Origin of the sequence: Paraburkholderia megapolitana, from assembly GCF_007556815.1 — a bacterium.
GTDB classification, from domain to species: Bacteria; Pseudomonadota; Gammaproteobacteria; order Burkholderiales; family Burkholderiaceae; genus Paraburkholderia; species Paraburkholderia megapolitana.
Map to the genome: position 1 here is coordinate 3360642 of NZ_CP041745.1, position 21859 is coordinate 3382500.

Below are 21859 nucleotides of genomic sequence, written 5' to 3' on the forward strand. Positions count from 1 at the left end.
AACGATGAGCGAAGGACTTCTGCAGGCATCCAGAGACTTTCTGGTCCGGTACGGCGGCGATGCTTTCCCCAACCTGTTCACGTCCGCCAAGGGCACCATCGTAAAGGATAGCCACGGCCGCGAGTATCTCGACTTCACGTCGGGCCAGATGTGCGCCACGATCGGGCACAACCATCCGGCCATCGTCGAAGCCGTCCATCGAGCGGGCGAGAAAGCGTTCCATATGTTCAGCGGCATGATTCCGGAGGTCGTTGCCGAACTCGGACAGACACTGGCACGCGACTGGCTGCCCGGCGATCTCCAGAAAACCATCTTCATCAACACCGGCTCTGAAGCCACCGAGGTCGCGCTGCGCATGGCCAAGATGTACACGGACGGCTACGAAGTGCTGGCGCTCGGCGGTTCGTGGCATGGCATCACGGGGGCGCCAGTACGGTGTCGTTTGCGAGCGACCGCAAGGGTTACGGCGTGCCCGCACCCGGCGTGTTCCTGATCCCCGAACCGAATGCGTATCGACCGTATATTCCGGCTGCCACACCGGAAGCATCGGCGCTGGCCAACCTGAACCTCGCGTTGAAGATGTTCGACATGCAGTCGAGCGGCCGCGGCGCCGCGATCATCGTCGAGCCCATCATCAGCGCGGGTGGTGTGCTCGTACCGCCGCAATCGTTCATGCAGGCATTGCGCAAGGCCGCCGATGAACGCGGCATGCTGCTCATCTTCGATGAGGCGCAAACCGCGTTTGGTCGCATCGGTACACGCACCGGATCGGAGTTCTTCGGCGTCGTGCCCGACATCATGACGATGTCGAAGACACTCGGTGGCGGTTTGCCGCTTGCTGCGGTGTCGACGACGTCAAAGATCGAGGAAGTCCTGCACGAGAAGCACTTTACGTTCTACACCAGTCACGTATCGGACCCGCTCCTGGCCGAAGTCGGACTGGCCGTCCTGAAGGTGATCGAGGAAGAGAACCTAGTTGCGCGCGCAAACGAAATGGGCGGCTACCTGCGCAGCCGTCTGGAAGCATTGCAGCAGCGTTATGAGGTCATCGGCGATATTCGCGGTGCAGGTCTGCTGCTTGGCGTCGAACTAGTCACCGACCGCGCATCGCGCAACGCGGCTCACGAACTCGGCGCGCTAACAACACGCAAATGCTTCGAAAACGGACTGAGCATGAACATCCGCCGGCGTCCCGAGCGCGGTTCGGTATGGCGTATCGCCCCGCCGCTGACGGTTTCCACCGACGAGATCGATCGCGCGGTGGCGATCCTCGACAAGGCGTTGGGCGATAGTCTCAACGAGATCGCGGGCGCGAGAGCGAGAGCGAACTGAGATTCGCGAACGACATCCACTCGACGTCGACGCCTCGCTACACCCGCGAGGTGTCACACCTTTCCACTGGCTCTGGTTCACAATAGCGAGGCGATCGTCGGCGCAACGTCGACAGCCTTGCAGTGCGCATCCGGCACCGCCTGAACAGTTGTCATTGCGAACGATCGCCGACATGCGCGCAACTCACCGATTCGACGACAGCGCACCTCCCCCACTATTCAGAATCGCTTCAGCAAGCCCGAAAGGAACGAAAACATGAGCGGTGCAATGATCGATATTCCGTCCCGCGATGGCGGGCGCTTCTCAGCCTATCTGGCGAAGCCCGCCCAGGGATCCGGTCCGGGACTCGTGTTGCTGCAGGAAATCTTCGGCATCAACGGTTACATGAAAGCGATGGCGGACCGGTACGCAGAGGAAGGCTATGTCGTGCTCGTTCCGGACTTGTTCTGGCGCATGAAGCCAGGCGTCGTGCTCGGCTATGACGAAGCGGATCTGGCCCAGGCGCTCGACTACAACGCCCGGCTCGATCTGCCGCTCGCCGTGACGGATATCGCGGCCACCATCGACGCGTTACGCGCAAGACCCGAACAGGCAGGCAAGGTCGGCACGATCGGCTACTGTCTCGGCGGCAAGCTTGCAATGCTGGCCGCAGCACGCACCGATGTGGATTGTGCGGTCAGCTACTACGGCGTCGGTCTCGATGCGTTCATCGATGAGGTCGCATCGATCCAGTGTCCGATGGTTTTCCATTTCGCCGGCGAAGACGCACATTGCCCAGCGCATGTGCGAGAAAAAATCCAGACCGCGCTCGCGACCCGACCGCAGATCGAGCAATACGTTTATGCCGGCTGCGGTCATGCATTCGCCACGCCCGAACGCGAACACTTCGACAAGCCGGCCACGATGATGGCGTATTCGCGGACGCTCGCCCTGTTGCGCAAGATACTCGGTCCGATCCATGACCTGAATACGTTGTGGGAACAACATTGCTACTACGAGTTCGCCACACGGGACGTCGACGCGGTGATGCCGACCATGGTCGCCGAACCCTACGTCAATCATGTGCCGACGATGACCGGCGGCGTCGGGCATGACCAGTTAAAGCGTTTCTACAAATATCACTTCGTCGATTCGAACCCCGCCGACACACGCCTGATTCCGATTTCACGCACGATCGGCGCCGATCGTATCGTCGACGAGTTTGTATTCTGCGCGACGCATGATCGCGAGATCGACTGGCTTCTGCCGGGTCTGCCGCCAACCGGGAAATACTTCGAAGTACCGATGCTCGCCGTGGTCTGCTTTCGCGGCGACAAGCTCTACAACGAACATATCTATTGGGACCAGGCATCCGTCCTCGTGCAGATCGGCCTGCTCGATCCGACCGGGTTGCCGGTGGCCGGTATCCAGACGACCCGCAAGATGGTCGACGAAACACTTCCGAGCAATGCGCTGATGCCGAACTGGGCATCGAGTGAAGGGAAGCCAACCTGATCACGCACAAACGATATCCATACCGGGCTGCCGGCGGCGGCCCGCATCAGTATTCATCGGTGTTTCGAGCGCCGTATTGCTAGCGACTCTCTATCGTCACGACTAAAACGATAAATCAGGAAATCGTTTACTTTCAAGATATTCCTTGCTAGCATGATTTAAAACAAGGTCGCAATTTCACCTAGAAAGTTTTTCGTAATTAATCGATTCACATAGCAATCCCGACTTGAACGCCGGTTCATAAGACACGCCCTTTGAATCTGTGAGTGGCGAAGCGCTCTGATTTCGCCCAGATATCCCTTGGCCCATGAGGCCTGGCCTGATCCGCAAGATACAACCTCGGATTCCAGATCGATTCCATCTGGATATCCAATATCGTCACTTGAAACAATCAACGCAATTCATATTGAATAAGTTACTCGGGTTAACGATTATTAATTATTTAGGAAAACGTTACCCTAAATAACTCAAAACGAATAACAGCTCTCGTTAAATGTTGTCGCATTTCAACCCGTGGCAAATGAGAAGGAGACGATATGAAGAGCCGAATCATCACCAGCCTGGTTGCAGTTCTGTCCGGAAGCGTGCTCGTGGCATGTGGCGGCGGCGGTTCAAGCGATGGCGTGCCCGCAGCGGCGCTGAAACAGCTTGATCAGAATGCCAGCGTGATAGCCCCCGATCTGAGCACCGGCAGTCCACCTGGATCGAACTTCAACCTCGCGCCATTCACGCTGCAGTTGCCGACCGGTTCGTCCGGCGATATCGACACGGTGAGCAGTTCCAGACTTACGGGCGGCTACACGGACAAGCCCTACTTCTATACGGACAGTTCGGATGGTTCGATGGTGATGATGGATCCCACGCAGGGCTGGACCACGTCCGGCTCGCTGCATCCGCGGACGGAACTGCATGAGAACGCGACGTGGTCCACGGCCGGCACGAACAGGATGAACGCAACGGTCGCCGTGACCCAGGTGCCGGACCACACCACGGTCGGCCAGATTTTCCAGGGCTCCGGGCCTAGCAAACCGCTGTGCGAATTGCAGTTCACTTCAGGTGGTGTGGTGAAGCTTCTACTCGAGAGCACTAACCAGGGCGGCAAATCGAACACCTACACGATTACCAATGTCGCGGTAGGAACGAAGTTCACCTATGAGTTGAGCCTGAGTGGCACGACGGTCACCGTGAAGGTCAACAGCACGACGAAGACCTATACGATGGATTCCAGCTTCGACGGAGAGAACTTCTACTTCAAGGCCGGCGACTATGATCAATCGGCGGTATCGGGTACACCGTTGACGACGGCTGGCACGGTCGTCAAGTTCTATGCGTTGAGTCTCACACACTCGTAACGCATCGCATTGCGCTTCCGCTATAGCTGGACCCTGCGTGAAAACGCAGGGTCCAGCCGCTCGTTTGATCGGCAAGTTCAAGGGGATTCATCACATTCATCAAACCAGCTACACCCCAATCGCCCCTTCCCACACGGTCTCTTCATCGAACGGATAAACCGGTCGCCGAAGCTGCTCGAATGCAAACAGCGCGTAGTCCGAACTCGTCACCCCGCGGCTGTCGCATTCGACCAGTCCCGCCGCGATCGGCACGAACACCGGTCGGCAATACATTCTCGATTTGAGCAACAGAAAACGCGCGCGCCGCGGATCGATACCGACGCTCTCGAACACACCGAGATCCCACGGCTCGTGCGTGCGCTCGGTCACCACGAGCGTTGCCGCGCCGATGTCGAGCACGGCGCTGCGGCCCATGAATGCACGCTGCCCCGTATAGGTGGGACCGGTAATCGTGTACTCGCCATCGGTGAGCGCGCGGACCACACCGGTCACGCGAAATGGCGGCCGCGGTTGTCCGGACGGCCCCGGGCGCTTATTGCCGACTGCGATCGTCACGGTTGCGCCGACGCCTGCTGCGTGTAGCGCCGCAACGGCTTCGGGGTCGCACAACGGACCGCTCACCACGCGCTCGAATCCTTGCCTGAGCGCTTCTTCCAGCAGATCCATCGTGTCGCAGGTGCCACCGGACATGCAGTTGTCGCCATGATCGAGCAACAGCACCGGCTTGTCGGCAGTGCGCGCAAACACGGCCGCCTGCGCTACCGACTCCGCCAGCGGCGCGCTGCGATAAACGAAGTCCTCGCGCTCGCTCCAGATCTGCTGCGCGATGCGTGCCGCGACAACATCCGCTTGAGCACGGTCGCCATCGCCCACGACGACCACGCTGATGCAAGGCGCCTCGATATCCGCCAGCGAGAAACCCGAGAGCACCGACACCGCGAGCATGCCGTCGGCCTCCGCGGCACGCGCCGCCTTGACGGCGCGCTCCATCGCGCCTTCGGCTGTCGCGCTGCGCAGCGTATGCGCGAGCAACGGCGGTTGCCGCCATGCGATCACCGGACGGCTGCGCCCATGCAGCCGATCGAACAACAGACGCGCCGCATGCGCGCCCGTCTCGTACATATCGACATGCGGATAAGTTTTGAAACTCACGATCACGTCGGCGTGATCGATCATCTTCTGCGTGACGTTGCCGTGCAGGTCGAGCGCGACTGCAATCGGCGCGTCGGGCAGCACCGCGCGGACCCGCTCGAGCAGATCGCCCTCGCCGTCGTTCGAACACTGCGCGACCATCGCGCCGTGCAGGTCCAGCAGAACCGCATCGCAACCGGGCGCCGCCGCGACGATCGCATGGCAGATCGCTTCGTAGGCCGACGCTGCAACCGGACCGCTCGGGTTGGCCGACGCGGAAACCGGCGTAACGATCTCGACGCGTTCGCGCTCGGCCGCATCGATGAACGCGGCCATCGCGGTCTGCATACCCTTGTCGTGGCGGTACGCGTCCTCGCCGTAGCTCGGTCCGTTGCGGCCGAACGCTTCGAGCGGCGTCGGCACTGGCGAGAACGTGTTGGTCTCGTGATTCATTCGTGCAATCAGTACCTTCATGCAACCGCTCCCTTGACCTGAAACGTGAATTGACTAAAACCCTTCCCGCTCGAGCCGCTTCTCCTGCAAAAAATCGATCAGTGCGCGCAGCTTGAGCGGCATCTGCGAACGGCTCGTGGTGTACAGATAGAAGCCCGGAAACGTCGGGCACCACGCATCGAGCACGCGGATCAGTCGGCCGTCGGCGAGCTGCGCGTGTACGTAGTCTTCGATCACATGCAGCAGACCGACGCCCGCTTCGGCGGCGCGGACCATCGTGTGCAGGTCGTTGGTGATGAAGCTGCTGCGCGTCTCGACATCGAACGCGTGGTGTGAATCGCCGGGCTGCGCGAATTCCCATCGATAGATCCCGCCGCTCGTCGTGAAGCGGTAATGCAGGCAATCGTGGGCGGTGAGATCGTCGGGCGTCGACGGTTGCGGGTGGCGCGCGAAATAGTCCGGCGAGCCGGCAACCGCAATGTGCAGTTCACCGCTGAGCGGAATCGCCACCATGTCCTGCGCGAGCCGCTCGCCGAGACGGATACCCGCATCGAATCCCTCACCGACCATATCAACGAGGCCATCGTCGAGTACGAGTTCAACACGGATGCGCGGATAGCGTTGCGCAAACTCCGCGAGATAAGGCAGCACCAGCAGCTCGCTTGCAACCCGCGACAAATTGATCCGCAGCGTGCCCGCCGGATGGCCGCGCGTTTCCTCGAGGGCATCGAACGCCGTGGCCAGTGCTGCGAGCGCCGGATTCACGCGTTCGAGAAACTGCGCGCCCGCTTCGGTCAGCGCGACCCGGCGCGTAGTCCGGTTGAACAGCCGGACGCCGAGTTGCGCCTCCAGCGCGCGCACCGACTGCGACAGCGCCGAAGCCGACACACCCGTTTCACCGGCCGCGCGCGTAAAGCTACCGTGTCGCGCCACTGCGGCGAACGTCATGAGGGCGGGCAATTGAGCGGGATCCATGCGCCTCCATTATGAAGTCAAGCTTCACAATCCTTTCAGTGAATGGGGATTTTTCCACGGAAAGCGTGCGCGCACCATACGTTCATTGCAGTTTCTTCCAACTCTTGAAGGAGACAGTTATGGCAATGAATCACTACACCCTGCTCGGCCGCTCGGGTCTGCGCGTCAGCCCGATTTCGCTCGGCACGATGACATTCGGCACCGAATCGGGCTGGGGCGCCGACGAGCAGGTGGCGCAGCGGCTGTTCGACCTGTACGTCGACGCCGGCGGCAATTTTATCGATACCGCCGACATGTACACCGCTGGAACCAGCGAGCGCTGGCTCGGCAAATTCGTCGCGGCGCGCAGCCTGCGCGACCGTCTCGTGATTGCGACGAAGTACAGCTACAACACGCAGAGCGGCAATCCGAATACGGGTGGCAACCATCGCAAGAACCTGCTGCGCGCGCTCGACGAATCGCTCCGGCGGCTCGGCACCGACTATATCGATCTCTACTACCTGCACACGTGGGACCGCATGACGCCGGTCGACGAAGTGATGCGCGCCATGGACGACGCCGTGCGCGCCGGCAAGATCCGCTATGTGGGTCTTTCCGACACACCCGCGTGGTTTGCGAGCCGTGCACAGACGCTCGCTGACTGGCGCGGTTTCGAACCGGTCGCGGCCATGCAGCTCGAGTACTCGATGATCGAGCGCAACCCGGAAAACGAGTTTGCCGATCTGGCCGTGGACCTCGGCATGGGGCTCGTGCCGTGGAGCCCGCTCGGGATGGGCGTGCTATCGGGCAAGTACCGGCCATCGCAGAGCGGCGCAGTGGGCGGGTTCACTGGCACGGGACGTCTGCAGAGCGTCGCGGCCAATCCACCGCCGGCCTTCAACAAACTGACCGCCCGCAACTTCGCAATCGTCGCGGAACTCGAAGCAGTCGCCAGCGAAGCGGACCGGCCGATGGCGCAGGTCGCGCTGAACTGGCTGTCGCAGAAGCGCGGTGTGTCGAGCGTGATCGTCGGCGCGACGAAGCCGGAGCAGTTGCAGGAGTCGCTCGGTTCGCTCGATTTCACGCTTGCACCGGAACTGATCGCGCGCCTCGACGCGGTGTCCGAACCGGCGCGCCCGTTCCCGTACTACATGTTTGCGGATGGCCATCAGGCGCGAATCCACGGCGGGGTTGAAGTGAGCAGCAAGCCCACGGCATTCGATCGGCCTGTGCGTGTGCCGGCGCCGGCTGCCGAAGGCTGAACTGCACGAACGGTGACGGCGTGACCGGCTGGGGCGGCATCTCGCCGCCTCAGCCTGTGCCGGGCCCGCATCGGTTTCTCAAGGAGCGCCCAGGCATTCGCACCGTGTGAGATCCGCGCTCTCGCCAGCAGAGTCGTGATCTCCTGGCGCTTTCAAAGCGACCACTTGAGTTCTCCATAGAACGTCCGCCCCGGATACGGATGGAAGACGTAATAGCGACGATCCGTCAGGTTGTCGACGCCGATCGAAGCGAGCCAGTGACGATCGATCTTGTAGCGCGCCTTCAGGTCGATCACCGTAAAGGAACTCGTGCCGCCGTAGACGTCCGGGTTCACATCGCTGTTATCGAGCGTGTTGTACTGACGACCCGAATAGCGCACGCCGACGCTCGCGAGCCACTGCTCGTTGAAGCGATACGACGCGAGCAGGTTCGCGCGGACTACGGGGATGCGCGGCCAGCGGTTGCCCTGGTACCCCGGGTTCGCTGAATCCTCGAGCGTGCGCGCGTTGCTGGCCGACACGTTGGCATCGAGATCGAGTCCGCGCAGCAGCACGTTCTGCCCCGAGAACGCCAGCTCGACGCCGCGCACGCGCACCCGGTCGACGTTCGAGATATTCGTGACCGTCGTGGCACCGCTGATCGTGGTCTGGCTGTAGATCGAATCGCGCAGATCGCTCTGGAAAATGCTCGCCCGTACGACACCGACGCCGACGTCGCGCTCGGCCGTGAAATCCCAGTCGATTGCTTTTTCCGGGCGCAGGCCCGGGTTGTTGTTGACGAGCGCATTGTTCGAGACCGTTCCCTGGAACAGTTCGGCGACCGTTGGAAAACGCGTGCCGGTTGCGAACGACACGCGGAACCGCCAGTTGTCGGTGGCCTGCCATTGCACCGATGCTTTCGGCGACAGCGCGTTCGCGCCGCGGTCCGCGTAGCCGAGCGTCGAGCTTGCGTTGCCGAGCGCGCCGTCATACGCATCCCAGCGCTCGTAGCGCAGACCGAGCGTGGCGAGCCAGCCCGCCGCGAAACGCCACGCATCCTGGCCATACACCGCCTGGGTCCGGGTGTCGCCGCGATAGGTGCTGGCAAGCGTCACCGGTGCACCGTACAACCAGTTCGGCGTGCTGTAGGTCTCGTTGCGCAGGAAGTAGTTGTCGAAGTGGTAGCCGAGCGTGAACGTGTGCCCTGCCACCGACGGCGACTCCGCCTTCAGGTCGAAGGTCCGCCAGCCGGTGCCGTCGCCGTGGAAGATCGTGCCCGCACCGCCGCCCAGCGACGCCGGCGGCGCGGTGGTTGCCGAACGCAGCACGTCGTGCGAAACATCGTAGGCGGAAACGGTGCTGGACAAGCGCCAACCCGAATCGAGCTTCGCGTTCAGGCCGAACGCGTACAGCCAGTTTTCCTGATCGCCGTTAGCCGGCGAAAACGCACTCGGCGAGAGCGTGTAGTTACGCCCGCCGATCGTTACATTGCCGCCATACACGGGATTGCCTGCCGCGTCGGTGAGAAACGTCTGCGCGCGATCCTTATAGTGGTTTTCCCAGTGACCCAGCGTGAGCGTCGCGTCGATATGGTCGGTGAACGCGTAGCCCATCCGCACGGTTTCGGTGAGCTGCTGCGTGCGCTCGATCATCTGCGGCCCGACGAACACGCGCGGCCGGCCGTTCGGACCGATGTCGGTGGCGGCGCCGGTTACCGGCACCGGTGTGCCAAACGACGGGTTGTAAGTACCGTTCGGCGCCGCGTACTGCATCGGTTGACTGTTGTTCTCGAGCCGGTCGAGCGTCAGTGAATACCAGAACCGTCCGACACGATCGGCAATCCGCGCGGACTGGTGATTGCCGCCGAAGCTTTGTGCAAAACCGTACGGATCGTTGTAGCGCTGCGTAAAGAACTGCGTGTCCAGCGACGCTTCCAGTTTCTCCGGCTTGCGCGTCGTGATCTGCACGGTCGAACCGATCGAATTGCCCGGGTACAGCGCCGAGAACGGGCCGTACAGCACTTCGACCTGGGCGATGTCGTCTGGGGCGATCAGCGACCAGCGCGGCGGGTAGCCATAGCTCGAACCGAGCAGGTTCGACAGCAGCAGGCCGTCCGCGTAAACCAGACCGCGCGCGCTCTGCATTTCGTTGAAGTCGCGGCCGGAGAACACCGAGTTGCGGTCGCCGATGAAGCGCTTGCGCACCATCAGGTTCGGTACGTACTTCAGCGCATCTTCGGTGTTGACCGTGTTGTGCGCATCGATCTGCCTGCGCGTGATCGTCTCGACAACCCCCGGCGTGTCCGGCGCAAAAGCGGGACGCACCGGCCGCGCCGCATTGATCGTGACGACGGGCAAAGTATGTATGCCGCCCGTCAACGCCTGCGTCGAATCGTTCGTTAACAATGGATCGGATGGATCGGCCGGCGCGGTGGTGGTCTCGGCGGAATGAGCGGACTGAATGACGAAGGCCGCCATGCACGCAACCGAAAACGGCCGGCGTGCAGACAGCGCAGCAATGGCGTAACGCATGGGAAATCCTGAAAGCGTGATCGAGAACGACGCGCGCACGAACCTCGCGCGATAAGGCGCGATCGGGCGGCACGCGACGTGCTGTATCCCACACCGTCAGCAAAGACGATGACGACGGCGCGGACTCGGGAGACGGGCTAGATCAGCGTTTCAGGTGGGGCACGAGGTTGCGCGACGCGAACGCTGCGACGCACAAAGACGGTTTCCGGCTCAAATGTCTGCTGATACACAGACGCGCGAGCGGGAACCGGCAGGAACGGAAGACTGGCTCCGAGCGCGAAATTCGCGGCGAAGCCGGGGCAATAGACGCAGTGCGGGACGACGAGGTGGACTTTGCCGCTGTCGCTGGCATCGCCGGAACCGCCGAGATCGATGACGACGCTCTGGCCGCCTGCATGGCAGAGCTCGACGGTGAACGGGCTCTGCGTACTGGCAAGACGCGCATAGCCGATGACGGGCGACAGTACATTGAGTACCAGCGCCAGCCATACGAGGCCGATCCACCGCGTCGAGCGTTTCATCATTGGTCTGAAAATTTGTGCGCGCAGTATAACAAGCAGGCGACACGCGGTCTGCGGCCAATTGCCATACCGACGATCGTTAAATTTTGTTTAAGCAACTTTGAATTCATCGACCGCTGTGCCGTTAAAGCAACAAAGAGGCAATGAAAGCAGCGTCACCGCTTCGCAGCACTGGTGCAAATCGGGGAGCGAGGCAGATAATCGCTTTACACAGGAGAACTATCATGGATACCAGACCGCCAAGAGTCCCGACCCCGGACAAAGTCTTTAGTCCGGATCCGGAACCCGCAGGCGTGGAGTTTCTCGGGGCCGAACTGCCGGAACATGTCCGCGCGTTTCTCGACGAACAACGCAAGACGTGCGAACAGAAGTAAGCATCCGCCGCGACGTTGCAGTTGCCTCAGCACATTTGCTGCGGCGCAGTAACGCACTGAGGTATGCGCTACCGAAATCGCGCACGCAGGTCGCTACCTGCTAGCTGTACCTGAGTCCCGACTGATTCAGCGTGCGGGTCTGTGCACGTCCGTTGCGCGTCTTGTACATGTTGTTCTGCTGTCCCTCCCGCACTTCCTCCCGCCTCAGCTTTTTCCCCGTACTTGATCGCTGCGCGCATGCTTCGCCGCGCATTGTCCTCGGTTCGTTTATTCTTCGGCTTTTCCCGCCTCGATTAACGCCGCTTGACTGCCCATCGATGAAACTCACTTACCGCCCTGCTGCAGTGCTCCGCACGCTCGCGCTTTTTTCCGCGATCTGCTTCGCCCCCATGCCGGTCTCCGCAGCCGGCGACGACGTGGCGCTCACCAATCTGATCGCACTCGTGTCGCAGCGGCTCGCGCTCGCCGAGCCGGTCGCGCGCTGGAAATGGGCAAACCATCAGGCGATTACCGACAAGCCGCGCGAAACCGCCTTGCTCAACGACGTTGAAAAACGCGCGCAAGCGGCCGATGTCGATCCGGCGTTCGCTCACGCGTTTTTCCAGGACCAGATAGATGCGAGTAAGGACGTGCAGAACGATCTGTTCAAGACCTGGCAAACGACGCGGCCGCCCGAAGGGCCGGCCCCCGATCTTGCGGCGAGCACGCGTCCGCAACTGGACAGGCTCACTGCCGCCTTGATTGCGGGGCTTGCGCGTGTTCAGCCGTTGCGCGGCGCGTCGGACTGTCCGACGCGAGTCGCCGATGGGATTGCGAACTGGAAATCGCTAACGCGTTATGACACGACGTATTCCGGCGCGCTGACGCGGGCGCTTGGGCATGTGTGCGAGTCGGGTGGGGTTGGTGCTACTGGGTGAGTCTGGGCGCTAAAGCTATGCGACGGTATCCGCACCAGCCAGCGCCGACAAAGGCGCAGCAAGCGGCGTGACGCGCAGGCCGCGCGCAAGGTGCGTCTGCAGAATCCGGTACGTCGAGAGCTCGAACGGACCCGCAATGCCGGACGACGTCAGCAGCGCTGCTTCCTCGAGCGACGGCGCATGGCCCACATAACGCCAGCGGTCCACCACATGGAAAGTGCGCGAGCGCGACGCGTCGTCGCGCTCCTCGAAGACGATCGCGCCTGTGTACGGCCATGGCGCATCGGCGGGATCGTCGCGGGCCACACGGGGCAGCCGGTTATGGACGGGACGCAGCGCTGCTATCCACTGCGCCTCGGCAAGCAGCGCGCCGAGTTCGCCGCCCGTTGCGCGCCATTCCACTCGCCGCACCTGCTGCGCAAGCCGCATGTCTTTCGATGACCGGCGCTCGCCGGTCAGATGCGTACGCAAGCGCTGCCGCACGCGTACGCTGCGGCCGACGTACAGCGGCGCATCGTCCTCGCCGTAGAGCGCGTAGACACCGCAACCGGCCGGCGCGCTATCGAGCAGATCTTCGGTAATGTCGCCGGCCAGCCGGTAGCGCCGCATCGTGCGCTCGATCTGCGTGCGCAACACGTCGAGCGGCACCAGCCCATGCAGGCGTTGCCAGAACTGCCATAGCAGATCGGCGTCGGCGAGCGCGCGATGTCGATCGGTGGGTACCAGGGCATGCCGCGCCATCAAGGCGTCGAGCCCGTGGCGCTTTTCCGCCGGAAACAGCGCGCGCGACAGACGAACGGTACACAGCACATCGGGATTGAACGTGAAACCTGCGCGCGCGAACTCGCTGCGCAAAAAACCGCGGTCGAAGCTGGCGTTGTGCGCGACGAAAAGCTTGCCGTTCAGGCGCTCGAACAGGGCGGCAGCGATCGCATCGAACGTGGGTGCGCCCTGCACCATCGCATTGGTGATGCCGGTCAATTGCTGGATGAACGGTGGAATCGGCTGCTGCGGATCGACCAGCGTGCTCCAGCGCGAAACGCCCGACGCCCCCAGTTCGACCACGCCGACCTCGGTGATGCGGTGCTCGCCCGGCGAGCCGCCGGTCGTTTCGAGGTCGACGAAGACGATCGGCGTGTCGATCGCGGGGTCCGGCAGAAGCTGTTCGGGCATGACAGGAGTTTGAATGTGGCTTACGGGAAGTATGCCACCAGTTGCCGGCAGGGCCGCACGCCGCCGCGCCAGGCGGGAAATCCGCAACCCGCGATTCACATCGTTCATTCCGGACCGCCCGATTTAATATCGGCCGCCCGGTAATCCAGCCAGATGACTATTTAAATATCGCCGGCTTTAAGACCGGTTCCGTACCGTGGCCATACAAGAAAAAAGCCCCCGACGATGCGGGGGCTTTCAATGGGCCGCAGCTAACTCATGCGGCGCAGGGCCTTTACAGCGGCTGGATGTTCGCAGCCTGCTTGCCCTTCGGGCCGGTCTTGACCTCAAACGAAACGCGCTGGTTTTCCTTCAGCGACTTGAAGCCTTCGCTGCGGATTTCCGAGAAATGAGCGAACAGATCTTCGCCGCCTGCGTCCGATGTGATGAAGCCAAAGCCCTTAGCATCGTTGAACCATTTGACGATACCGGTTTCCATGTTCCAGTTTCCCTCGAGATTTAATAAAAACGGGCAATGCCCTCAAGCCGATATTACGACGTACATCCTCTGTTGCCGGAGGTACGCATCGGCCTGTAATGCCGCTGCGTCTGTCAATCGAAAATTCAGCTCTGCCGTTATACGGGCGGCGGGGAATCGTCGTCAAGTAAATTTTTGGAAGGTGTATTGCGCAACAAACAATATGGCAATGCGCGGCGCATGGAGAACGTTTTCAGCTTATTTCCGGTGTGAACCGGATCGTTAAAACGTCATTATTACTTAATCACGGATCTTGAGAATCTTTTGATAGGAAAATATTACCTTGACGTAACAAATTGTGTTTTTGGTAAGTGTTTGTCCGGGTTGTATGTATAAGGCATCCATTTCAAGATCGTGTGCATAAGCTGTCCCAGGGAGAGAGTGCCATGCTGAATGAATTCCGCCGATTGATCGCGTGGTTGAACCGTGCGCCAAACGAGGCGCCAGCCATTACTACAGCTGTCTCTCACCTTGCATTCGACCCGGTCTGGCACGGCGATCATTGGCAAAACCTGCTGTCTTCCCCTATGGACGCCCGTCACTATGTAATGGAAGACTGGAGTCTGTCCTTACCGCTGGATGTATTTACCCCCGGCGTTGCGGCTCAACAGGGATAACAGGCAGCAACCGCGCGGAAGCTACAGGTAAAAAAAAGCGCGACTTGGAGGTCGCGCCGACAAAGGTTTGGAGATCTTTTTCGTCAACGAAAAAGTCTGCTTCGGAAAGCAGAGATTAAAGTATAGCGCCACCGCATCAGCCCATTAGTAGCGCAAACAACAAACATCTATTCCTTATACGACAACAATCTATTTTTATGTCTTTTAGCGTTGTTTTCGTACGTCGTTTGCTGTAGCAATTGCACAACGCCGGTTGGTTGACACATCCTTCCCACCCCTTTGCTCGTCTTGAAAAGCCTTTCCCAGCAAGGCTTTGAGCGATCATCCGAATAATTTCCAATCTCGTAATACTTTATTGCTGAAATTGGAACATCCGCTCCGCGGCCTCGTCTCTACACTCTGCCTGTCCGGAAACCAACGCGTTGGCCAGATCGCGCGTTTCACGCAAATTTCGCCTCTCGCAGCGTTAGCGTGAAGGTTTCCTTCAAGCCTGGGTTTCCAAAGCCCATCCTGTTCTCGGAGTTATAAAGATGAAAAAGACTCTTTTGGTCGCGGCCCTGTCGGGCGTTTTTGCTACTGCAGCGCACGCCCAAAGCAGCGTCACGCTGTACGGCCTTATCGATGCAGGTATCACCTACACGAACAACCAGGGCGGTCACAGCAACTGGCAAGAAACCAGCGGCGCGATCAACGGCAGCCGTTGGGGCCTGCGCGGTGCTGAAGACCTCGGCGGCGGTCTGAAGGCTATCTTCACGTTGGAAAACGGCTTCAACATCGCTAACGGCACCCTTGGTCAGAGCGGCCGTGAATTTGGTCGTCAAGCGTTCGTCGGTCTGGCAAGCGATCAGTTCGGCGCCTTGACCCTCGGCCGTCAATACGACAGCGTGGTTGACTATGTCGGCCCGCTGGCACTGACTGGCACGCAATACGGTGGCACGCAGTTCGCGCACCCGTTCGACAACGACAACCTGAACAACTCGTTCCGTATCAACAATTCGGTCAAGTACCAAAGCGTTGACTACGCCGGCTTCAAGTTCGGTGGCCTGTATGGCTTCTCGAACGACGCTGGTCAGTTCGCGAACAACCGCGCATACAGCGTGGGTGGTTCGTACAGCTGGGGCGGCCTGAACGTCGCAGCAGCTTACCTGCAACTGAACAGCAACCCGGGTGCAGCGCTCAACAACACGAGCGGTGCTGTGTCGGGTGACAACACGTTCCTGGCTGGCCGTCAACGCACGTTCGGTGCTGGCGCGAACTACTCGTTCGGCCCGGCAACCGTTGGTCTCGTGTACACGCAAACGAACCTGTCGCAACTGGCTGGTATCGGTGCAGGTGCATCGGGCGTGAGCGGTGGCATCAACGGTCTGGGTGGCAACAGCGCCCGCTTCCAGAACATCGAAGCGAACGCACGTTACGCTCTGACGCCGGCCCTGAGCCTGGCTGGTTCGTACACGTACACGCGTGGCAACCTGGCTGGTACGAGCCCGCACTGGAACCAGTTCAACCTGCAATCGGACTACCTGCTGTCCAAGCGCACGGACGTGTACCTGCAAGGCGAATACCAACGCACCAACAAGAATGCTATCGTCAGCGCAGACATCAACGGTCTGGCTGCTTCGAACAGCAATCAGCAAGTCGCTGTGACGGTTGGCCTGCGTCACCGCTTCTAAGCTGCTGGCAGTATCCGCAGTATCGAAAGGCGCCGCTTGCGGCGCCTTTTTTCATGGGCTTGAGGTTTTTGCCGGGAGTCGGGTGCGCTTCACACCGCGGGTAACGGTTTGAGGGTTTGAGGCAGCGCGCGTCGGTCGCTGCCAGCGCGATCAAGCGCCCGTATCGGGTGGCGGGTAGCTCACATCGAGCACATCGATCGGCTCCGGCCCTGCCGGCGTATACAACGTGACCTGATCACCGATCCGCGCCTTCAACAGCGCCCGCGCCACCGGCGAGATCCAGCTGACATGCCCGCGATCCAGATCGACCTCGTCGACGCCAACGATGGTGATCGCATGCTCCTCGCCATCGGCTGTCCCATAGTGAACAGTCGCCCCGAAAAACACCTGATCGACGCTCTCCTGCCGGCTGCTATCGACGATCTCGGCGAGATCCAGCCGCTTGGTCAGAAAGCGGATCCGCCGATCGATTTCGCGCAGGCGCCGCTTTCCGTAGATGTAATCGCCGTTCTCCGAACGATCGCCATTCGACGCAGCCCACGAGACGAGCTTCACGACTTCGGGCCGCTCTTCATCGATCAGATGCAGCAGTTCGTCGCGCATCCGTCGATAGCCGGCCGGCGTAATGTAGTTTTTCGCCCCAGCGGGCACTTCGGGCTGGGCGACGTCGAGATCGTCGTCGCTTTCTTCGCTCGATTCTTTGACAAAAGCCTTGTTCATGGTAATCCGGGTGAATGCCGCAAACGTCCAGCCATCAAGGGTACACGATCGACACAGCGGCACAAATCGCGTTTCTCGCTTCCCTTTTTTCGAGGCTTTGCTATAATCTCGTTTCTGCGTGCGGCTGTAGCTCAGTTGGATAGAGTACTTGGCTACGAACCAAGGGGTCGTGGGTTCGAATCCTGCCAGCCGCACCACTTATTTGAGGGCCTTCCTCCACGGAAGGCCCTTTCGTTTCACCCCGCTGTATAAGCGGGTTATCTGTACCGGTCACGTGCGGCTGTAGCTCAGTTGGATAGAGTACTTGGCTACGAACCAAGGGGTCGTGGGTTCGAATCCTGCCAGCCGCACCATTTCATGAAGGGCCTTCCATCCGGAAGGCCCTTTGTTTTTGTCGGTGGACCTTACGGTGGATCAGGTCAGTAGTCAGCGCGCTCGCGATCGATGCGCATGCCACCGTCGTGACGATGGTGCTGCTCTTCGCTCGGCCGCTCGCGCGTAATGCGCATCACGTCCGGATTGGTACGCACGCGGCGCATCACGTTGGCGAGATGCACGCGGTCGCTGACCTGGATCACAAAGCGCAGCACCGTCGATTCCTGCGACAGGTCCTCGTCCATCGCAATGTGCACGATGTTCGCATCGGCAAACGTGATGTCCGCGGCAACGCGCGCAAACACACCCTTCGCGTTCTTCACGAGCACCTTGATCGCCACGTCGAATAGACGCCCCGGCTGCGGTGCCCACGCGACATCGATCCAGCGGCCCGGATCGCGCCGGTGAATACGTTGTGCAACGCGGCAATCGGTTGTGTGGATCGCCATGCCGAGCCCGATGCCGATATAGCCCATGATGTCGTCGCCAGGGATCGGGCGACAGCAAGCCGAGAGCTGCACCGACATGCCTTCGGTACCGGTGATCACGACCGGCGGCGGGTTCAATACGGACGCTTCGCGCGGGCTGTCGTCGTCGGCATCGAGGCCGCGCATCAGCACCTCGATGCGCTTCGCCATCACCGCCGCGACGCGCCGACCAAGGCCGATGTCCGCGAAAATTTCCTGACCGTTCTTGTTGCCCGTCCACTGCACGAGCTTTTCCCACACCTCGGGTGTGACGTCGGCCAACGCGAGCCCATAGCCCTTGAGCGCCTGATCGACAAGGCGCTCGCCAAGCTGCACGGACTCGTTCAGGCGCATCGTCTTCAGGTAATGGCGGATTGCCGAACGCGCCTTGCCGGTACGCACGAAGCCGAGCCACGCCGGGTTCGGCTTCGAGTACGGCGCGGTGATCACCTCGACGATATCGCCGCTCTTCAGTTCGGTACGCAACGGCAGCAGTTCGTTGTTGATCTTCACCGCGACACACTGGTTGCCGAGGTCGCTGTGGATCGAATAGGCGAAATCGAGCGCCGTCGCACCGCGCGGCAGCGCCATGATCTTCGACTTCGGCGTGAACACGTAGACCGCATCCGGGAACAGATCGATCTTCACGTGCTCGAGAAACTCGCTCGAATCACCCGCTTCGCTTTGAATATCGAGCAGCGATTTGAGCCACTGATGCGCACGCTTTTGCACATCGTTGAGATCCGCGCCGCCGTTCTTGTACAGCCAGTGCGCCGCGACGCCCGCTTCGGCGATCTCGTGCATCTTGCGCGTACGCACCTGGAACTCGATCGGCGCGCCGAACGGCCCCACCAGTGTCGTATGCAGCGACTGGTAGCCGTTCACCTTCGGGATCGCGATGTAGTCCTTGAACTTGCCCGGCACCGGCTTGTAGAGCGCATGCAGCGCACCGATGCAGGTATAGCACTCAAGCGCGCTCTCGACGACCACGCGAAAACCGTACACATCGAGCACCTGCGAGAACGACAGTTGCTTGTCGCGCATCTTCTTGTAGATGCTAAAGATGGTTTTCTCGCGGCCGGTCACTTCCGCGTCGAGCTTCGCATCGGCGATTGCGCGCTGCACCGACTCCATGATCTTGCCGACCACTTCGCGGCGATTGCCGCGCGCCGCTTTCACGGCCTTTTCAAGCGTTGCGTAGCGATGCGGATTGAAGTTCGCGAAGCTCAGATCCTGCAGCTCGCGATACGTATTGTTCAGCCCCAGCCGATGCGCGATCGGAGCGTAGATATCGAGTGTTTCGCGCGCCACGCGGCGGCGTTTTTCGGGCGGCACCGCACCCAGCGTGCGCATGTTGTGCAGCCGGTCCGCCAGTTTGACAAGGATCACGCGAACGTCGCGCGCCATCGCCAGCAGCATCTTGCGGAAATTTTCTGCCTGCGCTTCCTCGCGATTGCGAAACTCCATCTTGTCCAGTTTCGACAACCCGTCGACCAGTTCCGCGACCTTCGCACCGAAGCGCTCGGCCAGCTCGGCCTTGGTCACGCCCTGATCTTCCATCACGTCATGCAGCAGCGCCGCCATGATCGACTGGTCGTCGAGCTTCCAGCTGGCGCAGATTTCCGCGACGGCGACCGGGTGCGTGATATAGGGTTCGCCGCTCTGGCGGTACTGGCCGAGATGGGCTTCGTCGCTGAAATGGAACGCCGCCTTGACCTCCTTGATCTCTTCCGGCGTCAGGTAGCCGGCGAGAGCAGCGGTCAGTTTGGCGATCGAAACGACGTCGTGCCGGCGCGGTTGCTCCGGCGTAGCGGTCGGCCCGAACAGATGGCGAAACGACTGTTCGAGGACCGCGTCGATGTATTTGCGTGCAGACGAGGGCGAGTCGGACTCCTGCTCTAGCTCTGTAGCAGAAGGCGAAGGGTGGGTGCTCATGCTCGCCTCCTTGTCAGTGAGCCCGCGGTCTGCACGCGGCGGAGTCATTTACAGCGGTAATCGAAAAACAGACAAGGTGCCTTAGACAGGCACCTTCTTCAGCATTTCGACGCCGACGTGACCAGCCGCAATTTCGCGCAGGGCGATGACGGTGGGCTTATCGCGGCTTTCAAGCTTCGGCGTGTGACCTTGTGCGAGCTGACGCGCGCGGTAGGTTGCGGCAAGCGCCAGTTCGAAACGATTCGGGATCTGTTTCAGACAGTCTTCGACGGTGATGCGGGCCATGTCAGGAATTCCTTCTCAGTATGTTACTCATTCTACCTTATGTGCGCGACACCCCGCCGTCAGCCGCCATGCGGCAGGTGGATGCCGAGCTGCATGAACAGCTGCGTGTGGCGCGCGTACTGCGACGCGAACCGCGAACGCGTCGCACCGACCAGGCACTGCAGGTCCGCGAGCGCGCGATCGAAGTTCTCGTTAATCACGACGTACTCCGCTTCCGCCGCGTGCGCCATCTCGCTACCGGCGGCGAGCAGACGTCGCACGATGACGTTCGGCTCGTCCTGGCCGCGCTTCTTCAGGCGGTCTTCGAGCGCTTCGAGCGAAGGCGGCAGGATGAAGATGCCGATCGCGTTGTGAAACTGTTTTTTCACCTGTTGTGCACCCTGCCAGTCGATTTCCAGCAGCACGTCATGGCCGTTTTTCATCTGGTCTTCGATCCACACGCGCGACGTCGCGTAGTAATTGCCATGCACTTCCGCGCTTTCGAGAAACTCGCCGGCCGCATGGCGCGCGAGGAAATCGTCGACGGTGGTGAAGTGGTAGTGCTGGCCATCCTGTTCTTTCGGACGCGGCGGGCGCGTCGTGTACGAGATCGACAGGCGGATGGCCGGATCGCGCGCGAGCAACGCGTTCACGAGGGTCGACTTGCCCGCACCCGACGGTGCGACGACCATGAACAGGTTGCCCGGATAAACGCCTGCGTACGGATTGCGCGGCGCGCTGCTTTCGCGTGGGTGGTCGGTCATGCTGCGGGACTCCGGGTCGGTCGGGACTTATTCGAGATTTTGCACCTGCTCGCGCATCTGTTCGATGAGCAGCTTCAGCGTCATCGATGCGTCGGCGAGTTCCTTGGCCGCGGCCTTCGAGCCGAGCGTATTCGCTTCGCGGTTCAGCTCCTGCATCATGAAGTCGAGCCGTTTGCCTACCTTGCCGCCCTTTTCGATCACGTGGCGCGTTTCGTTCAGGTGCGCGGTGAGGCGCGTCAGTTCTTCGGCGATGTCGATACGGATACCGTACATCGTCACTTCCTGGCGGATACGCTCGTTGATTTCTTCGCGCGATACGGTCGACACGGACGCAGCGTTCTCAGGTGCCGCGATGCCGAGCGCTTCCTGCAGACGCTCGACGATCTTCTGCTGATGCTTCGTGATCAGCTCCGGCACAAGCGGCGAGATCTTCGCAACGATCGTCTCCATCTCGGTGACGTTGTTCAGCAGCATGGTGGCGAGTTGCGCGCCTTCGCGCGCGCGCACGTCGATCAGGTCCGTGATTGCCTGCTTGCCGCAACCGAGCACGGCGTCGCGCAACACCTCAGCGGCGACTCCGCTTTCGGCGAGCACGCCGGGCCAGCGCAGGATTTCACCGGTACGCAGGCGGCCTGCATCGGGGAACGCATCGAGCACGGCACGTTCAAGCACCGCGAGCTGTTCGAGCGCATCGCGGTTCAATGCACCCGCGTTGGCCGCCTGTTCGCTGCGTTGCAGGTTGATTCGGATATCGACCTTGCCGCGCGACAGCTTGTTCATCAGCATTTCGCGCAGCGTCGGTTCGCAGACGCGCACGTCTTCGGGCATGCGGAAGTTCAGATCGAGGAAGCGCGAGTTAACGGTACGGAGTTCGACGGAAACGCTCACACCGCCATTGCCCGAGGTCGCGGCGAGTTCGCGTGTCACGCTCGCGTAGCCAGTCATGCTGTAGATCATCGTTCGTCTCGCGAAAGGGGCCATGCGGAAAAACGCAGCGGTAATCGCATCGTTTCCGCGTCATTTCCGGTACAGCCCGTGGATTCGAGTCGCCCGGCGT

At 61.0% G+C, this 21859-nt stretch carries 18 protein-coding genes, 2 tRNA genes and 1 pseudogene; 10 read left to right on the forward strand and 11 right to left on the reverse strand.

Going from position 1 to position 21859, the window contains the following annotated elements; genetic code table 11:
- Nucleotides 1–4 precede the first annotated feature (4 nt).
- From FNZ07_RS28280 to FNZ07_RS28290, 3 genes and pseudogenes are all read left to right on the forward strand, one after another.
- Nucleotides 5–1332: pseudogene (locus tag FNZ07_RS28280) on the forward strand (aspartate aminotransferase family protein).
- A gap of 255 nt (nucleotides 1333–1587) precedes the next feature.
- The gene (locus FNZ07_RS28285) at nucleotides 1588–2826 is read left to right on the forward strand and encodes a dienelactone hydrolase family protein (protein ID WP_091011443.1); all 1239 of its coding nucleotides are present in this window, start codon (nucleotides 1588–1590) and stop codon (nucleotides 2824–2826) included.
- A 536-nt stretch (nucleotides 2827–3362) separates the two neighbouring features.
- Entirely contained in the window at nucleotides 3363–4178 is an 816-nt protein-coding gene (locus tag FNZ07_RS28290; protein WP_091011442.1) for a polysaccharide lyase family 7 protein, read from the forward strand.
- Between the two features lie 108 nt (nucleotides 4179–4286).
- Here the strand turns inward: FNZ07_RS28290 and FNZ07_RS28295 are convergent, their stop codons facing one another.
- Both FNZ07_RS28295 and FNZ07_RS28300 read right to left on the reverse strand, forming a co-directional pair.
- Nucleotides 4287–5783 carry a M81 family metallopeptidase gene (locus tag FNZ07_RS28295; RefSeq protein WP_091011441.1) on the reverse strand — a complete coding sequence of 499 codons (1497 nt, stop codon included), beginning with the start codon at nucleotides 5781–5783 and terminating at the stop codon, nucleotides 4287–4289.
- A 33-nt stretch (nucleotides 5784–5816) separates the two neighbouring features.
- The gene (locus tag FNZ07_RS28300) at nucleotides 5817–6737 is read right to left on the reverse strand and encodes a LysR family transcriptional regulator (protein WP_091011440.1); all 921 of its coding nucleotides are present in this window, start codon (nucleotides 6735–6737) and stop codon (nucleotides 5817–5819) included.
- Between the two features lie 125 nt (nucleotides 6738–6862).
- On the opposite strand from FNZ07_RS28300, the gene FNZ07_RS28305 reads away from it, so the two are divergent.
- Nucleotides 6863–7978: an aldo/keto reductase gene (locus FNZ07_RS28305; RefSeq protein ID WP_245811457.1), complete on the forward strand. Its 1116-nt coding sequence runs from the start codon at nucleotides 6863–6865 to the stop codon at nucleotides 7976–7978.
- A 152-nt stretch (nucleotides 7979–8130) separates the two neighbouring features.
- Here FNZ07_RS28305 and FNZ07_RS28310 read toward each other — a convergent pair whose 3' ends face one another.
- Both FNZ07_RS28310 and FNZ07_RS28315 read right to left on the reverse strand, forming a co-directional pair.
- Entirely contained in the window at nucleotides 8131–10488 is a 2358-nt protein-coding gene (locus FNZ07_RS28310) for a TonB-dependent receptor (protein WP_091011438.1), read from the reverse strand.
- 137 nt (nucleotides 10489–10625) lie between these two features.
- Nucleotides 10626–11009, reverse strand: a complete 384-nt coding sequence (locus FNZ07_RS28315) for a DUF2946 domain-containing protein (protein ID WP_091011642.1) — start codon at nucleotides 11007–11009, stop codon at nucleotides 10626–10628.
- 224 nt (nucleotides 11010–11233) lie between these two features.
- Here FNZ07_RS28315 and FNZ07_RS33780 point away from each other — a divergent pair, with 224 nt between their 5' ends.
- Both FNZ07_RS33780 and FNZ07_RS28320 read left to right on the forward strand, forming a co-directional pair.
- Nucleotides 11234–11383, forward strand: a complete 150-nt coding sequence (locus FNZ07_RS33780; RefSeq protein WP_170043833.1) for a hypothetical protein — start codon at nucleotides 11234–11236, stop codon at nucleotides 11381–11383.
- Nucleotides 11384–11700: 317 nt separating this feature from the next.
- Nucleotides 11701–12300, forward strand: a complete 600-nt coding sequence (locus FNZ07_RS28320; protein WP_091011437.1) for a chorismate mutase — start codon at nucleotides 11701–11703, stop codon at nucleotides 12298–12300.
- A gap of 15 nt (nucleotides 12301–12315) precedes the next feature.
- On the opposite strand, the gene FNZ07_RS28325 is transcribed toward FNZ07_RS28320, so the two are convergent.
- Together FNZ07_RS28325 and FNZ07_RS28330 are read right to left on the reverse strand one after the other, a co-directional pair.
- A complete protein-coding gene (locus tag FNZ07_RS28325; RefSeq protein ID WP_091011436.1) occupies nucleotides 12316–13473 on the reverse strand; it encodes an exonuclease domain-containing protein in 1158 nt (385 codons plus the stop codon).
- 274 nt (nucleotides 13474–13747) lie between these two features.
- Nucleotides 13748–13951, reverse strand: a complete 204-nt coding sequence (locus FNZ07_RS28330) for a cold-shock protein (protein ID WP_091011435.1) — start codon at nucleotides 13949–13951, stop codon at nucleotides 13748–13750.
- Between the two features lie 425 nt (nucleotides 13952–14376).
- On the opposite strand from FNZ07_RS28330, the gene FNZ07_RS28335 reads away from it, so the two are divergent.
- Nucleotides 14377–14607, forward strand: coding sequence for a hypothetical protein (locus FNZ07_RS28335; RefSeq protein WP_091011434.1), 231 nt, complete (start codon nucleotides 14377–14379; stop codon nucleotides 14605–14607).
- Between the two features lie 530 nt (nucleotides 14608–15137).
- Entirely contained in the window at nucleotides 15138–16277 is a 1140-nt protein-coding gene (locus FNZ07_RS28340; RefSeq protein ID WP_091011433.1) for a porin, read from the forward strand.
- A gap of 150 nt (nucleotides 16278–16427) precedes the next feature.
- Here the strand turns inward: FNZ07_RS28340 and greB are convergent, their stop codons facing one another.
- A complete protein-coding gene (gene greB / locus FNZ07_RS28345; protein WP_091011432.1) occupies nucleotides 16428–16997 on the reverse strand; it encodes a transcription elongation factor GreB in 570 nt (189 codons plus the stop codon).
- Nucleotides 16998–17117: 120 nt separating this feature from the next.
- On the opposite strand from greB, the gene FNZ07_RS28350 reads away from it, so the two are divergent.
- Both FNZ07_RS28350 and FNZ07_RS28355 read left to right on the forward strand, forming a co-directional pair.
- A tRNA-Arg gene (locus tag FNZ07_RS28350) sits at nucleotides 17118–17194 on the forward strand.
- Nucleotides 17195–17273: 79 nt separating this feature from the next.
- Nucleotides 17274–17350: transfer RNA gene (locus FNZ07_RS28355), tRNA-Arg, on the forward strand.
- A 66-nt stretch (nucleotides 17351–17416) separates the two neighbouring features.
- Here the strand turns inward: FNZ07_RS28355 and FNZ07_RS28360 are convergent.
- From FNZ07_RS28360 to FNZ07_RS28375, 4 genes are all read right to left on the reverse strand, one after another.
- On the reverse strand, nucleotides 17417–19774 hold the full coding sequence (locus FNZ07_RS28360; RefSeq protein ID WP_091011431.1) for a RelA/SpoT family protein: 2358 nt from the start codon (nucleotides 19772–19774) through the stop codon (nucleotides 17417–17419).
- A gap of 81 nt (nucleotides 19775–19855) precedes the next feature.
- On the reverse strand, nucleotides 19856–20059 hold the full coding sequence (gene rpoZ / locus FNZ07_RS28365; protein WP_091011430.1) for a DNA-directed RNA polymerase subunit omega: 204 nt from the start codon (nucleotides 20057–20059) through the stop codon (nucleotides 19856–19858).
- Nucleotides 20060–20118: 59 nt separating this feature from the next.
- The gene (gmk, locus tag FNZ07_RS28370) at nucleotides 20119–20802 is read right to left on the reverse strand and encodes a guanylate kinase (RefSeq protein ID WP_091011429.1); all 684 of its coding nucleotides are present in this window, start codon (nucleotides 20800–20802) and stop codon (nucleotides 20119–20121) included.
- 27 nt (nucleotides 20803–20829) lie between these two features.
- Nucleotides 20830–21759 (reverse strand): YicC/YloC family endoribonuclease, encoded by a 930-nt coding sequence (locus tag FNZ07_RS28375; protein ID WP_091011428.1) that lies wholly within the window; start codon nucleotides 21757–21759, stop codon nucleotides 20830–20832.
- Between the last annotated feature and the right edge of the window lie 100 nt (nucleotides 21760–21859).